The sequence below is a fragment of the Xanthomonas bonasiae genome (assembly GCF_017163705.1).
Classification (GTDB): domain Bacteria; phylum Pseudomonadota; class Gammaproteobacteria; order Xanthomonadales; family Xanthomonadaceae; genus Xanthomonas_A; species Xanthomonas_A bonasiae.
In genome coordinates this window covers 188,974-204,141 of record NZ_JAFIWB010000006.1, presented here as the reverse complement: position 1 = coordinate 204,141, position 15,168 = coordinate 188,974, and the positions used below count along the sequence as shown (strand labels likewise).

Annotated in this window: 11 protein-coding genes; 6 read left to right on the top strand and 5 right to left on the bottom strand. The window is 69.0% G+C overall.

Features of this window, described 5'->3' with window-relative positions:
• Positions 1-24: 24 nt before the first annotated feature.
• The 5 genes from JR064_RS08900 to JR064_RS08880 all read right to left on the bottom strand — a co-directional run bounded on the left by JR064_RS08900 (position 25) and on the right by JR064_RS08880 (position 7,777).
• Positions 25-1,518, bottom strand: coding sequence for a surface lipoprotein assembly modifier (locus JR064_RS08900; protein ID WP_206229478.1), 1,494 nt, complete (start codon positions 1,516-1,518; stop codon positions 25-27).
• Positions 1,519-1,632: 114 nt separating this feature from the next.
• Complete coding sequence (locus JR064_RS08895; protein ID WP_191824482.1) at positions 1,633-2,460, bottom strand: Slam-dependent surface lipoprotein; 828 nt, start codon at positions 2,458-2,460, stop codon at positions 1,633-1,635.
• Positions 2,461-2,555: 95 nt separating this feature from the next.
• On the bottom strand, positions 2,556-5,705 hold the full coding sequence (locus JR064_RS08890) for a TonB-dependent receptor (protein WP_206229477.1): 3,150 nt from the start codon (positions 5,703-5,705) through the stop codon (positions 2,556-2,558).
• A gap of 141 nt (positions 5,706-5,846) precedes the next feature.
• On the bottom strand, positions 5,847-6,887 hold the full coding sequence (locus JR064_RS08885) for a FecR family protein (protein ID WP_206229476.1): 1,041 nt from the start codon (positions 6,885-6,887) through the stop codon (positions 5,847-5,849).
• A 104-nt stretch (positions 6,888-6,991) separates the two neighbouring features.
• Positions 6,992-7,777 carry an RNA polymerase sigma factor gene (locus JR064_RS08880; protein ID WP_241092937.1) on the bottom strand — a complete coding sequence of 262 codons (786 nt, stop codon included), beginning with the start codon at positions 7,775-7,777 and terminating at the stop codon, positions 6,992-6,994.
• Between the two features lie 142 nt (positions 7,778-7,919).
• Here JR064_RS08880 and gmk point away from each other — a divergent pair, with 142 nt between their 5' ends.
• The 6 genes from gmk (at position 7,920) to JR064_RS08850 (ending at position 15,153) form a co-directional block, all read left to right on the top strand.
• The gene (gene gmk / locus JR064_RS08875) at positions 7,920-8,549 is read left to right on the top strand and encodes a guanylate kinase (protein WP_179566932.1); all 630 of its coding nucleotides are present in this window, start codon (positions 7,920-7,922) and stop codon (positions 8,547-8,549) included.
• 112 nt (positions 8,550-8,661) lie between these two features.
• The gene (gene rpoZ / locus JR064_RS08870; protein ID WP_010343101.1) at positions 8,662-8,961 is read left to right on the top strand and encodes a DNA-directed RNA polymerase subunit omega; all 300 of its coding nucleotides are present in this window, start codon (positions 8,662-8,664) and stop codon (positions 8,959-8,961) included.
• A 101-nt stretch (positions 8,962-9,062) separates the two neighbouring features.
• The gene (locus JR064_RS08865) at positions 9,063-11,234 is read left to right on the top strand and encodes a RelA/SpoT family protein (RefSeq protein ID WP_179566931.1); all 2,172 of its coding nucleotides are present in this window, start codon (positions 9,063-9,065) and stop codon (positions 11,232-11,234) included.
• Positions 11,235-11,538: 304 nt separating this feature from the next.
• Positions 11,539-11,922: a RidA family protein gene (locus tag JR064_RS08860; RefSeq protein WP_053842173.1), complete on the top strand. Its 384-nt coding sequence runs from the start codon at positions 11,539-11,541 to the stop codon at positions 11,920-11,922.
• A 9-nt stretch (positions 11,923-11,931) separates the two neighbouring features.
• On the top strand, positions 11,932-14,082 hold the full coding sequence (recG, locus tag JR064_RS08855) for an ATP-dependent DNA helicase RecG (RefSeq protein ID WP_206229475.1): 2,151 nt from the start codon (positions 11,932-11,934) through the stop codon (positions 14,080-14,082).
• A gap of 132 nt (positions 14,083-14,214) precedes the next feature.
• Entirely contained in the window at positions 14,215-15,153 is a 939-nt protein-coding gene (locus JR064_RS08850; RefSeq protein ID WP_179566927.1) for a nucleoside hydrolase, read from the top strand.
• Positions 15,154-15,168: the final 15 nt, after the last annotated feature.

Sequence of the window (15,168 nt, the reverse complement as noted above, 5' to 3'; positions counted from 1 at the left end):
GGGGCGGAGGCAGGCGATCCGGACTCAGAACACCCGCTCCAGCTTCAGGCTGATCGCGTTCTTGTCGTAGCCGTACAGCCAGTCCACGTTGCTGTGCACGCGGTTGTGGCGCAGGATGAGCAGGGGCGTGAAGCCGGCGAAGGCCAGGCGCGGCGCCTTCAGCACGACGGTGTAGTTCTGCTCGTCGTCGCGGCGGCGCGCGCCGAGCACGGCGCTGTAAGCGTCGTAGTCGCGGCGCCGGTACGAGGCGAACGCGCTGCCGACGAAACCGGCCGGCCATTGCAGGGAGGCACCCAGCCGCGCGCCGCGCTGCAGGTAGCCGTTCGCGGCCTGCCGCGCATCGCTGGCCACCACATCGATGCCGCCGAACACGGTCCAGCGCGGGCCCAGGCTGCGGAAATAGGTGGCGTAGGCCGAACGCAGGCCGCCGTCGTAGTTGCGCGCATAGTCCTGGCGCCGGTAGCGCATGTCCTTGTAGTCGGCTTCCAGCTTCAGCAGCGAACTGGGCGACAGCGTCCAGTTCCATTCCCCGTGCACGCCCCAGGCCGCGTACAGCGCGTCGTTGCCCCAGGCGTAGTACTCGAACGACGGCGCCAGCGAAATGCCATGGCGGCCGCTGCGGTAGCTGTAGCCGGCCTGGGTGGTCGTGGTCAGTTCGTTGTAGGCGCTGTGGCCGCGGTAGCCGTTGCCGAACAGCAGCGAGCGCAGATACAGGCCGTGATGGCCGCGCAGCGGCAGGCGCTTGTCGAGGCTGGCGTCGTAGTCCACCCCGCCGGCGCCGATCGCGGCCGGCAGTTGCCGGTCGATGTAGCAGAAGCCGCTGCTGTCGGCGAGCAGGCAGGTGCGGCTGGCGGAGCTGCGGTTGAGGTTGTCGTTCCAGGTCGGGCCGAACGCGAACGCGCCGCTCCATGCGCGGCGGCTGGCCAGCGCGCGCTGGAACGCTTGCACGCTCTTGCGCACCCCGGCGGTCCTGGGGTCGCCGGCATCGACGGCGGCGGCGATGGCGTCGAACAGCTCGCCCGCCTCGCGGTCCTGCTGGTCCTCGAACAACACGCGGGCCAGCTCCAGGCGGCCGGGCAGGAAATCGGGCTTGAGCGCGAGCAGCGCACGGTAGTGGCGCTCGGCGTCCGCATAGCGGCCATCGCGCCGCGCCAGTGCGCCCTGCGCGTAGTGCAGCAGCAGCGGGTCGTGGTCGGCCAGGGTCAGGTACTCGGCCAGGAAGCGTTGCGCCGCGTCCCACCGCTTTTGCTGGATGGACAGGTACAGCGCGCGGCCGAGGTCGCTGGCGCTGCGCTCGACGGTGTAGGACTTGCCCTCGATGTCCAGCGTCGGACGCGGCCCATCGTCGTCGAGTTCGTCCTTGAGCAGCTCGCGTTCGCGCTGCAACGCATGCCGCTCCACGCTCTGGTCGAGCATGCGGCGGGTATCGTCGCGTTCCTGTGCGGCGACGGGAAACGCCGGCAGCGACGCTGCCAGGAGGAGCAGGGCGGCGAGCAGCGCAGGCCGCGCAGGAGACATGGGGTGCATCGAATCGATAGGCCAGGTGGTGGTGGGCAGGACTGGCTTGGCCTTGGCTTGTCCTGCCCGGATCATCGACGGAACGGCGCAGAGCGAACGCTCAGCGCGTCATGCTCAGTTCTTGGTGCCGCCGAAGGCGGTGTCGTACTGGGTGCCGCTGAAGTTGACGATGCCGGCCAGGGCGGTCTGGCCGCTGTAGAACTGGCCGGACACCGCGCCGCCGGAGGCCACCAGGCTGCCCGATTGCGTCGCCAGCGCGGTGCTGCCGGAAATGCTGGCATTGCTGTTGATGGTGGCCGAGCCGATGTTCACCGTGTAGCCGCTGCTGCTGTTGGCGATGCTGCCGGTCAGCGTGCCGCTGCCGAAGTTGGCGGTAAACACGCCCGACAGCAGGTTGCCGTTGCCACCGTTGGCCGCGGCGTTGTAGTTGTTGATGCCGACCACGTTGTAGGTGGCCGAGCCGGTGGTGGGCACCGTGGTGTCGCCGTTGTCGCCGATGTAGTAGACGGTGCGGGTGCTGTCGCCGCTGGTGCCGTACGCGGACCATTCGCCGAACCACACGTCCTGCGCGCCGACCTGGGCGAACACGAACACGCCCAGATTGTCGTGGCTGTCCGGCGCGCCGGTATACGGGAAGTTGAGCTTGTGCACGAGCTTGGTGCCGTCGCTGCTGCCGTCCTTGTTCCAGTCCACCGCGCTGTTGGTCTTGACGCTGTAGGCGGTGAGTCCCTGGAAATCGACTTCGTTGCCCAGACCGGTCGAGTTGACGGAAATGCCTGCCTTGCCGCTGCTGTGCGGGCCGCCGTTGACGTCGGATTCGCCGACCTGGACGTTGCCGGTGTTGCTCGAGGCGCCCTTGAAATTCGCCGCCTGGCTGGCGCCGATGGTGGCCACGGCGAGCACGGACAGCGCGAACACGGACAGTGTGCGTTGCGTCTTCATATTGCCAATCTCCTTTTGCGGATTGAGGTACTGCGTTGGTGCGGACGTCCTGTCCTTTACGGTCACTTCTCCAAGCTCGCCAGCCGCTGCCGCGCTCAGAAGCGCGCGGACAGGCTGAGTTTCAGGGTCCTGCCGGGTGCGGCCACCGCCGAGCGCGTGGCCGGGTCGACGTAGTACTGGTCGGTCAGGTTGGTGCCGGTCAGCTCCACGCTCAGGTTCTCGCGCAGCTTGTAGCTGGCGTAGGCGTCGAAGATCAGGGTCGTGCCCCAGGAGAACGGCACGTTGAAGTTGTAGACCAGGCGCCCGCCGCCGCTTTGGATCGAGTGCGCGCGGTACCAGTCCAGGTCGGGGTTCTCGTATTGCCTGAAGTAGCTGGCGCGCCCGCCGATCTCCAGGCGTCGGTCGAGGAAACGCCCGCCCAGCGACCAGGTCGCCGACAGCTCCGGCGCGGCCTGGGTCAGCAGGTAACCGCCGACGAAACCGTAGTCCACGCAGGTCGGCACGGCCTGGCTGCCGAGCGCATAGCCATTGCTGGTGCTCAGGATGGCCGCGGTGCTTTCGTCGCAGACCTGGTTCTCCAGGCTGTAGTTCACCCCCAGGTCGGTGAACAGGCGGCCGCCGTCGTAGCGGGCCTGCAATTCCAGGCCGCGGATGGTCTGCTTGTCGACGTTGTCGAACTTGAAGCGCGGATCGCGCTCGATCACGTCGCGGGTCTTGTTGACGTAGTAGGCGAGCTTGACGTCGGCGGTCGCGTCTGGCCCCAGCAGGTGGCCTAGGTCGTGGACGTAGGCCAGCTCCCAGTTGTAGGCGTGTTCGGGCTTCAGTCCCCAGGGATTGATCGAAGCGGAGAAGGCCAGCGTGCTCTCGAACATGCTCGGATAGCGCACCGTCTCGGCGTAGCGCAGATAGGCGCGGCTGTGGTCGCCGAAGTCGAGCGTGGCCGAGAAGAACGGCACCCAGCCGTGGTCCTTGTGCTTGCTCGCCTGCGCGACGTAGCTGGTGCCGACCGCGGTGGCCCGGCACAGTCCATCGACGACGTTCGCGACCCCGTCCAGCGTGCCGTTGAGGCAGGCGTTGCCGGACTTGCTGTAGTTGCCGTCGGCGTCCGCTTCCCAGGGCACGCTGTGGTTCACCGTATAGCTGGTCGGCACCGCGGCCAGCAGCTCGTTGGCGAGTTGGTCGTAGATGTCCTGGGTGATCGCGCCCAGGTCCAGCAGCATCTTGTAGACCTCCAGGTTCTCGCCGGCCATCGCCTCGCGTTCCTGCTGGGTATAGGCCTGCGTGGTGGCGTATTCGACGTTGTATCCGGTCGTCGCGCTCGCCTGTATCTGCCCCAGGTGGGCGGCGAGGAAATCGTCGTAGGCCCAATACGAGGTGTAGCGCGCGCCTGCACCCACGGTCAGGACATCGAGCGGCCGCCATTCGACATTGAAGTTCGCCTGCCATTCCTGGCGGCGTCCGGCGCGCGGGTACATGCGCCAGCCGTCGCTGGTGCCGAAGTAGGCATCGTCCGAGCGCAGCTTCTCGCGCTGCCAACTGCCGCCCAGGGTCAGGTCCAGCGTGTCGCTGAAGCGGATCTTGTTGCTGAGGGTGATGCCGTTGCGCGTGTTGCTGGCGTTGGCCAGCGCGGTGTTCTTGAGCGTGGGGTCGTAGCCCCACTGCGGATCGCCCTGGGCGAAGTTGGGGAAGCCGCCGGCGGTGTAGGTGTCGCTGGCCGTGTCGGTACGCCACAGGTTGGCGTACAGGTCGATCCAGCGGCTGTCCTCGGGCCGCCATTTGTATTCCAGGTTGTAGGCCTTGGCGTCGACCCGGCTCAGCGGCCACTGGATCGCGCCGCGGTCCTGCGAGTTCATGATCCGCGAGGGCATGATCTCGCCGTAGTGGGACAGGCTGTCGCGGTAGCCCAGTTGCAGCGCCTGCGCGTCGTCGATGCGCCAGGTGGCCTTGAACAGCCACGATTCCATCCGGCTGGACGTGTTGGTCACCTCGTTGCCGGGTTTCCAGTAGTTCGCCATCGAGGTGATGTAGTCCTCGGCATAGGAACTGCGTTCGTCGCTGTAGTAGCCGGTGTTGCGCTTGCCGGCGTAGTAGTTGCCGCGTTCGCGGTAGGCATAGGCGGCCAGCAGGTCGAGCCGGTCGCTCGGGCGCCAGCCCAGGGCCATCCGGTAGGCGTAGTCCTCGCCGGCGAAGACGTTGTAGCCGCCGCCGCCGGTCCTGGGCGTGACCCGCAGCGTCTGGTCCGCATACGGAATGGCCGGCGTGTCCTGCGGAAAGCCTTCCACCGTGCGGTAGTCCTCGCCGGTGTGTAGGGTCGGCAGCCGCGGCGAGGTCGCGTTGCTGCTGCCTTCGAGCTTGAACTCGCCGCCGAAGCGCTGACCCGGCGCGACGACGTCGTCCACGTCCAGGGTGTCGATGACCATCGCACCGCCGACGCCGGTGGTGACGTTGCGGGTCAGCGACGGGCCCTTGAGGATCTGGATGCCGCCGATCAGGAACGGGTCGATGTAGTTGCGGTTGCTGGCGCCGTTGTAGCCGCGCCAGACCGTCAGCGCCTGCTCGGTGCCGTCGATCGTCACCGGCACGCGGCCGGGACCCTGGATGCCGCGGATGTTGATGTCCAGCGCGCCGCTATTGCGGGCGTCGCCGCTGAACACGCCGGCGATGCCGTTGAGCAGGTCCGATGGCGTGGCGCCCTTGTAGCGTTCGACTTCGCTGCGACCGATGTAGGCGCTCGACACGTCCAGGTCGTAGACGTCGTCGTAGCCCTGCGCATCGCGCGCGCTGCCGGTGGCGGTGCCGCGGGCGGCCCCGGCCACGTTCAACGTGTCGGTGACGATCGCAGACTCGCGTTCGGCCTGGGCCGGGTCGTGCGCCGCGGTCTCCAGGGTGACCGCATTGGCACCGGTCCGCCGCGGGACCAGGCCGCTGCCCTGCAGCAGCCGCTGCAGCGCCTGCTCGGCGCTGTAGTCGCCCTTCACTGCGGGAGCGACGAGGCCGTAGGGTTCCTGCCGGCTGTACAGCACCTGCAATCCGGTCTGTGCGGACAGTTTCACCAGCGCGTCGGGCAGCGGCTGGGCGTCCAGGTCGATGGCGTAGCGCGCTTGTTGTGCGTCCGCCGTGGGGATCGGCGACTGCGCATGCGCAATGGTGGAGATGCCGAGCAGGGTGGACGCGAGGGCGCTGGAGAGCAGGGTGCGGCAGGCAGGCGAGCGGCCCTTGCGCAAGGCGGCGGTGGCGATGGACATGGAGTCGGGTATCGGGAGGAAGGTATTTGATGCGAACGAAAATCATTACGTTCTTGTCGGTAACACGGGTTCGGCGTGCTCTGACTACCCAGTCCATCCGCGGACGACGTGCCACATCGCCCCGTTCTGTTTATGTTTTATTCATTTAATTGAGCTCGTCTGCGGCGACGGCCGGTACACGAAGGTCGCCCATCCCAGGTGCACCGCGTCGAGCCGCAGGCTGTCCAGCAGCACCTGCAGGCCGGCGTCCGGGTCGGCGATGTTGAACGCGCCGGAGACCGGCAGTGCGCCGATGTCGCCACGCAGCTGGATGAAGCCGTGGCGGTAGCGCGAGAGCTCGCGGATCACCTGCGACAGCGGCGTGTTGTAGAAGACCAGTTGCTGCCGCCGCCATGCGGCCACCGCGAGCGGATCGACGGCGGTTTCGCGGCGCACGCTGTTGCCTGCCAGCCATGCGCGTTGCCCGGCGACGAGCACCGTGCCGGTCTTCCCGGCGGGCGGGCGGACGGCGACGCGGCCTTCGGCCACGCTGACCTGGCTCGTATCGTCTTCGATATGGACATTGAACGCGGTGCCCAGCACGCGCGCGCTGCCGCCGGCGCTGTCCACGATGAAGGGGCGGCGTGGATCGCGGGCGACCTGGAAGAAGGCTTCGCCGCGCAGCAGCCGCACCGAACGGGTGCCCTCGTGCATGCGCACGACGATGGCGCTGTCGGTGTTGAGGGTGACGACGCTGCCGTCCTGCAGTTGCAGCCGCCGCATCGCGCCGACCCCGGTGTAGGCATCGCTGCGCAACCGGTCCAGGCCGCCGGCGCCCAGCCAGGTGCTGGCGCCGATCGCCAGGGCGAGCCCGGCGGCCACCGCCTGCCAGCGCTGCCGCTGCCGGTGCGAGCGCCGCTGCGCAACCGTCGGTACGGCCGCCGCGATCGCGGCAGAAGGCGATGGCGCGGGCTGCAACGGATCGATGCCGAGTTCGTTGCCGACCTCGGCGGCCGGGCGCTGCAGCATGCCCAGCAGCGTGCGCGCCGCCACCACCGCTTGCGCGCGCGCCGCAGGGGCGACGGCCAGCCAGTCCCGGTATTGCCGCAAGGTGTCCGCATCGCTGGGCGCTTCGTCCAGGCGCAGGATCCAGTGGACGGCTTGGTCGAACAGGTCGTCGTCGACGGAGGGGGTGTCGGGCATCGTCTGCCTATCCGCTAAGGAATGGGGTTGTCGTCCGCGGCAAAGGGAATCCGCGGGTCATTGATGAGCATGACGGGTCCAGCGCTGCCGATCCCGTAGCCGCGCTAGAGGTCCCGGCCGGCCTCCCGCAGCCGCCGCCGGCAGTGGGCGAGCGCGACGGCGATGTGCTTTTCCACGGTGCGCGGGGAAATGTCCAGCTGTGCGGCGATCTGCGCCATGCTCAGGTTGCGGCCGCGGAACAGCACGAAGACCCGCCGCGCCTGCGCGGGCAGGTCGCGGATCGCCTGCAGCAGGACCGCGTATTCCTGCTGGCCCAGGGTCGCGGCGTAGGGCGATGGCTCCGCGCTGGGAACATCTTGCGCAGCGTCCGCAGGGGCGAGAAAGCGGCTGCGCGATGCGGTCAACCGCTGCCGGTCCACCGCGACGTTGTCGACCACGCGGCGTAGATAGGTGAGCGGGTCGCGGACGCTGTGGTGGCCGGGTTCGCGCGACGCCAGGCGGATCCACGCATCGTGCACGATGTCGCCCGCCGCGCCGGCGTACTTGCGCGTCGCATACCGATGCAGTTCCGCGTAGCTGCTTTCCAGTTCGTCCGCCAGCGAGACAGGCGTGGCGGAAGAGGGAGGAGTGGACATGGCATCCGTCCAGGACCACGGAAGAAGAGCTGAAGTGTAGTGCGGATGAGATTTATTCTCAATTAAGCTCGGCCGCGGCCTGTCGCCGCCGCATGCAACTGGACGCGCCACCGTGCGGAGGCGCGGTCGCTTGCGCGTCCCGCTACGCCGCTGCGTCGCGCACAGGGATTTGCTCTGCCCGCGCGTGCAGCCGCCAGCGGCCCGACCGGCAGGCCGGTGCATGCAATCGCGTGTGGAAAAGCGCTTGAGGATCATGCCGTTAAGTCCTCAGGCTGTGGGCGGGCGGCGAACGGGCGACGCATTGCCCGGCGGATGCTGCAAGGCCCGGTCGCTTGCGGTCGCGGCTGGGGCTGGTATCGTGCGCCGCCCGACTTCAATCGACGGCGAGACCTGAGCGATGCGCGGCACTCTCTATATCGTTGCGGCGCCTTCCGGCGCCGGCAAGAGCAGCATCGTCAACGCCACGTTGGCGCGCGATCCGCAGATCGCGCTGTCGATCTCGTTCACTTCGCGCGCGCCGCGGCCGGGCGAGCGCCATGCCGAGCACTACCACTTCGTGTCCGCCGACGAGTTCCAGGGCATGATCGATGCCGGCGACTTCTTCGAGTACGCCCGCGTCCACGGCGACTGGAAGGGCACCGCGCGGCAATCGGTGGAGCCGCAGCTGGCCGCCGGCCACGACGTGCTGCTGGAGATCGACTGGCAGGGCGCGCGCCAGGTGCGGGCCAAGGTGCCCGACGCGGTCAGCGTGTTCATCCTGCCGCCGTCGCGCGCGGCGCTGGAGCAGCGCATGCGCAAGCGCGGCCAGGACAGCGAGGCGGTGATCGCGCAGCGGCTGGCGGCGGCGCGCGAGGAGATGTCGCACTACGCCGACTTCGACTACGTGATCGTCAACGAGGACTTCGACACTGCGGTGGACGAGATGTGCGCGATCTTCGTCGCCAGCCGCCTGCGGCGCCTGCCGCAACAGCAGCGGCATGCCGATCTGATCGCCGCGCTGCTCGATCAGGATCAGGCAACTGGCTGATTCCAAAGGAAACTGAATGATGGCCGGTTGATTTCGGCCGGCCCGCGCCCTACAATCGCCGCCCTTTCCCTCATTCGAGCGCGTGGCCGCCAGCGGCCCGCCGGGAGCCCGCATGGCCCGCATCACCGTAGAAGATTGCCTGGAAGTCGTTAACAACCGTTTCGAACTGGTCATGATGGCGTCCAAGCGCGCCCGCCAGCTCGCCAACGGCGTGCAGGCCACCCTCGACAACACCGAATCGGCCGACAAGCCGACGGTGCTGGCGCTGCGCGAGATCGCCGCGCGCAAGATCGACAACGCGCTGATCGACGAAGTCGAGAAGGCCGAGCGCGAGCGTGCCGAGCGCGAAGCGCTGGAGTGGGCCGCGGCCGAGGTCGTCGCCGACGAAGACATGTCCAAGAACGACGACTGATCGCGTCCCCGCGCTCGGAGCGTCTGCCGAACAGCCCGCATCCGCGGGCTGTTTCGTTTTGCGGGTTTGCCGTCCTCGCGCCGCTGGCATAGTCTTCGCGCATGAACCCAGGCCCTTCTGCCCAGGTCGCCACCGCCGCGCCGTCGCCGGCCAACGAGGCGATCCCCGACTACGTTCTGCAACTCGAACGCAGCGCCAGCTATCTGCCGGCCGAGCAGATTCCGCTGCTGCGGCGCGCGTGGGAAGTGGGCGCGGCCGCGCATGCCGGGCAGACCCGCAAGTCGGGCGAGCCCTACATCACCCATCCGGTGGCGGTGGCCGGCGTGCTGGCCGAACTCGGCCTGGACGTGGAGGCGCTGATCGCGGCGATCCTGCACGACACCATCGAAGACACGCCGCTGACCCGCGCCGAACTGGCCGCCGAATTCGGCGAGGCGGTCGCCGAACTGGTCGATGGCGTCACCAAGCTGGACAAGCTTAAGTTCCGCGACCGCCAGGAAGCGGCGGCCGAGAGCTTCCGCAAGATGTTGCTGGCGATGTCGCGCGACCTGCGCGTGATCATGATCAAGCTCGCCGACCGCCTGCACAACATGCGCACGCTCGGCGCGCAGAGCGCCGAGGCGCGCAGCCGCATCGCCCGCGAGACGCTGGAGATCTATGCGCCGATCGCGCAGCGCCTGGGCATGAGCCTGATGAAGTCCGAGCTGCAGAACCTCGGCTTCCGTGCGCTGCACCCGTGGCGCCACGCGATCATCGAAAAGCACATCCGCAGCCAGCCGGTGGTGCGCCGCGAGTCGATGGCGCAGGTGGAGGTGCAACTGTCGCAACGGCTGGCCAAGGAGGGGCTGGAGCACCGCCTGGTCAGCCGGATCAAGACCCCGTGGAGCATCTACAACAAGATGCGCGACGAGAACAAATCCTTCGACCAGGTGATGGACGTGTTCGGCTTCCGCCTGGTGGTGCGCGGGGTGCCGGACTGCTACCACGCGCTGGGCGCGGTGCACGCCACGTTCAAGCCGCTGGACGCGCGCTTCCGCGACTTCATCGCCATTCCCAAGGCCAACGGCTACCAGTCGCTGCATACGGTGCTGTTCGGCCCCTACGGCTCGCCGATCGAAGTGCAGATCCGCACCGAGGAAATGGACCTGATCGCCGAGCGCGGCGTGGCCGCGCACTGGACCTACAAGTTCGGCGGCGATTCGCCCAACAGCGCGCAGAGCCGCGCGCATGCGTGGATCGTCGAATTGATCGAATCGCAGCGCGCCGCCGGCTCGTCGCTGGAATTCCTGGACAACGTCAAGGTCGACCTGTTCCCGGACGAGGTCTACCTGTTCACGCCGAAGGGCAAGATCCTGGCGCTGCCGCGCAATTCCACCGCGCTGGATTTCGCCTATGCGGTGCATACCGACGTCGGCAACCGCGCGGTGGCCTCGCGGGTGGACAAGAAGCTGGTGCCGCTGCGCACCAAGCTGGTCAGCGGGCAGACCGTGGAAGTGATCACCGCGCGTTCGGCCACGCCCAAGCCGCAGTGGCTGGAGTTCGTGGTCAGCAGCAAGGCGCGTACCGCGATCCGCCATCAGCTCAAGCAGCTCGAGCACGAGGACGCGGTGCAGCTCGGCCACCGCATGCTCGACCGCGCGCTGGAAGCGATGGACAGCGCGCTGGAGCGGCTGCCGAAGGGGCGCCTGGACTCGTTCCTCAGCGAGCACCGCTATCCGCGCCTGGAGGCGCTGCTGGCCGACATCGCGCTGGGCAACTGGATGCCGAACCAGGCCGCGCAGGCGCTGATGGCCTATGCGGAACTGCGCGGCGGCGGCCTGTCCAAGCATTCGCAGGAAAAGATCCTGATCAATGGCACCGAGCGCGGCGTGGTCAGCTTCGCCAACTGCTGCCAGCCGATTCCCGGCGACGAGATCATGGGCTACCACACCGCCGGCAAGGGCATCGTCGTGCACCGGCTGGATTGCCCGAACCTGGCCGAACTGCGCAAGTCGCCGGAGCGCTGGGTGCCGATCGGCTGGGACACCAGCGTCATCGGCGACTACGACACCGCGTTGGTGGTGGACGTGGAGAACCGCACCGGCGTGCTGGCGCAACTGGCCGCGGCGATCGCGCAGAGCCAGTCCAACATCGAGCGCGTGGACTACCTGGATCGCGACTTCAACGCCGCCGTGTTGCGCTTCAACATCCAGGTACGCGACCGCAACCACCTGGCCGAAGTGATGCGCCGGTTGCGGCGGCTGACCGCGGTGCAGAGTGTGCGCAGGCAGTAGTGGAGCCGGGATTCGGGGCTCGGGGGATGGTCGCAAGTGCGCTGCGTCTTGCTTTTCTGTAGGAGCGGCTTCAGCCGCGACGCCTTCCCGGTAAAGCGTTGCGGCTGAAGCCGCTCCTACAGAAAGGCGGTTTGTCGCTGGCTGGAAGAGGCGTCTTGCTCAAAAGAATCGGTACTTCAAGTCTTTTGACAGCGATATGCCTCGAGACAGCATCCTGCCGTCCCGAGTCCCGAGTCCCGAGTCCCGAGTCCCGAGTCCCGAGTCCCGAGTAAAATACCCATTCCCTATTTCCGTTGGAGCCGCCATGTCCCGCCAGATCATCCACACCGAGCAGGCGCCGGCCGCGATCGGTCCGTATTCGCAGGCGGTGCGCGCCGGCAACACGGTGTATTTCTCCGGCCAGATCCCGCTGGATCCGGCGACCGGCGAGGTCGTGCCCGGCGATGTCGGCGCGCAGGCGCGCCGCGCCTTCGACAACCTCAAGGCGGTGGCCGAGGCGGCCGGCGGTTCGCTCGACCGGATCGTGCGGCTGGGCCTGTACCTGACCGACCTGTCGCAGTTCGCCCAGGTCAATGCGGTGATGCAGGACTATTTCCAGGCGCCGTTCCCCGCGCGTTCCACCGTCGAAGTGTCCGCGCTGCCGAAGGGCGTCGGCTTCGAGGTCGATGCGGTGATGGTGCTCGACTGACCCTCGCCCGTGCCGCGCGTGCAGGTTCCGGCGCCGGCGCTGTCGGCGGCAGGCGAGGCGCCGTTGTCGGCGCTGCCGGGCGTCGGCCCGAAGGTCGCCGAGAAGTTCGCCGCGCGCGGCCTGCTGACCCTGCAGGACCTGTGGCTGCACCTGCCGCTGCGCTATGAGGACCGCACCCGGCTGACCCCGGTGGCGGCGCTGCAGCCGGGCGTCCCGGCGCAGGTCGAAGTGCGGGTGGAGGCGGTGGATCGCGGTTTCCGCTACCGGCCGATGCTGCGCGTGGCGGTCGCCGACGACTCGCGCGCCACCCTGGTGCTGCGCTTCTTCCAGTTCCGTGCCGCGCAGGTGGCGCAGTTCGCGGTGGGCGCACGGCTGCGCGCGTTCGGCACGCCCAAGCCTGGCCAGCACGGCCTGGAGATCGTGCACCCGAGTTACCAGATCCTCGGCGGCGACGCGGCCGCGGGTCTGGACGACAGCCTGGACCCGGTGTATCCGGCGGTCGAAGGCATCGGCCCGGCGACGCTGCGCAAGCTGATCGGGCAGGCGCTGGACCGATTGCCCGACGAAGCGTCGCTGGAGCTGCTGCCGGCGGCGATGCTGGCCGAACTGGAGCTGCCGTCGTTGCGCAGCGCGCTGCTGATCGCGCACCGGCCGCCGCCGCAGGCCGACCTGGGCGCGCTCGCCGCCGGCCTGCATCCGGCGCAACAGCGGTTGGCGCTGGAAGAGCTGTTGGCGCACCACCTGAGCCTGCGTCGCCAGCGCATCGCGCTGCAGCGGCAGCGTTCGCCGTCGCTGCGCGGGCGTGGCCTGCTGGCCAAGCGCCTGCAGCAGTCGCTGCCGTTCCAGCTCACCGGCGCGCAGCAGCGGGTGTTCGCGCAGATCCGCGCCGACCTGGAAAAGCCCTCGCCCATGCTGCGCCTGGTGCAGGGCGACGTCGGCAGCGGCAAGACCGTGGTCGCGGCGCTGGCGGCGATGCTGGCGGTGGACAAGGGCAAGCAGGCGGCGCTGGCGGCGCCGACCGAACTGCTCGCCGAACAGCACCTGGCGAACCTGCGCGCCTGGCTGGAGCCGCTGGGCATCCGCGTCGCCTGGCTGGCCGGCAAGGTCACCGGCAAGGCGCGCGCCGCGGTGCTGGCGCAGATCGCCTCGGGCGAGGCGCAGGTGGTGGTCGGCACGCATGCGCTGATGCAGGCTGCGGTGGCCTTCCACGACCTGGCCCTGGCCATCGTCGACGAGCAGCACCGCTTCGGTGTGCACCAGCGCCTGGCGTTGCGCGACAAGGGCGCCACCGGCGCCGGCGTGCCGCACCAGCTGGTGATGACCGCCACCCCGATCCCGCGCACGCTGGCGATGGCCGCGTACGCGGACCTGGACGTGTCGGCGATCGACGAGCTGCCGCCCGGGCGCACGCCGGTGCAGACCATCGTGCTCAGCGCCGAGCGCCGCCCGGAGCTGGTGCAGCGCATCCGCGTGGCCTGCGCCGAAGGCCGCCAGGCGTACTGGGTGTGCACGCTGATCGACGAAACCGAAGACAGCGACAAGTCGGGGCAGGGCGCCGGTGCGGGCAACCGCATCGACGCCAGCGCCGCGCAGGCCACCTACGAAGCCTTGTCGGCGCAGTTGCCGGAGCTGAAGGTGGGGCTGGTGCACGGGCGCATGAAGGGCGCCGAGAAGCAGGCGGCGATGCGTGCGTTCAAGCAGGGCGAAATCGACCTGCTGGTCGCCACCACGGTCATCGAGGTCGGCGTCGACGTGCCCAACGCGTCGCTGATGATCATCGAGAACGCCGAGCGGCTGGGTCTGGCGCAGCTGCACCAGCTGCGCGGCCGGGTCGGGCGCGGCGCGGCCGCCTCCAGTTGTGTGCTGATGTACCAGGCGCCGCTGTCGGCGATGGCGCGGCAGCGGTTGCAGACCATGCGCCAGACCAACGACGGCTTCGTCATCGCCGAGAAGGACCTGGAGCTGCGCGGCCCCGGCGAACTACTCGGCACCCGCCAGACCGGCCTGGCCGCGTTCCGCGTCGCCGACCTGGCACGCGACGCCGGCCTGCTGCCGCGGGTGCATGCGCTGGCCGAACGGCTGCTGGCCGAGTCGCCGGTCCTGGCCGATCGCATCGTCGCGCGCTGGGTGGGCGGCGCGGCGCGGTTCGCGGGGGCTTAGCCGTGGCTGGCGCCACGGCTGGGATTGGGGATTGGGAATTGGGGATTCGCCCAGGCCGCGGAAGCCCCGGCTTTCCACGGCCGCGCCGCAATGCCAGACTCGGCGGCCGAACGGAATGACGAAGAATCACGCATGAGCGACAAGATTCCCCTGTTGATCGACACCGATCCCGGCGTGGACGATGCCCTGGCCCTGCTGATGGCCTTCGCCGACGATCGCCACGACGTGGTCGGCCTGACCATCGCCGCCGGCAACGTCGGCCTGCAGCACACCGTGCGTAATGCGCTGAAGCTGTGCGAAGTGGCCGGGCGCGAGGACGTGCCGGTGTTCGCCGGCTGCGCCGACCCGTTGCTGCATCCGGCGGTGGACGCCGCCCACGTGCATGGCCTGGACGGTTTCGGCGATGTCGGCCTGGCGCCGGCGGCGCGCGCCGCCGAGTCCGAGCACGCAGCCCTGGCGATCCTGCGCCTGTCGCACCGGTACGCCGGCTCGCTGCTGCTGGTCGCGCTCGGTCCGCTGACCAACATCGCGCTGGCGCTGAAGCTCGATCCGACCCTGCCGCAGCGGGTGCGCCGCTTCGTGGTGATGGGCGGGGCGATCACCTGCCACGGCAACATCACCCCGGCCGCCGAGTTCAATATCGCCTTCGACCCGGAAGCGGCGCACATCGTGTTTTCCGGGTTCCCGCATATCGAGGTCGCCGACTGGGAGGCCACCGTCGCCCATGGCCTGCCGCACCGCGAGGTCGAGCAGTGGCTGGCCGCGGATGCCGACAAGGCGCGCTTCTACGAGGAGATCTCGCGCAAGACCCGGCTGTGGTCGGAGGATTCGCGCGGCGAGCACTGGTATGCCGCCGATGCGCTGGCGATGGCCTGGGCGCTGCAGCCCGAGGGCGCGCTGGAGGTGCAGTCGCGGCCGCTGCAGGTCGAGCTGGCCGGGGTCCACAGCCGCGGCGCCACCCTGGTCGACTGGAACCGCCAGCTGGGCCTGGCCGACAACGCGGCCATGCTGATCCGCTACGACCAGGCCCGTTTCCAGGCATTGGCGCGTGCGGCGGTCGGCGCCGGCTGAGCGGGGCAGGGCGGC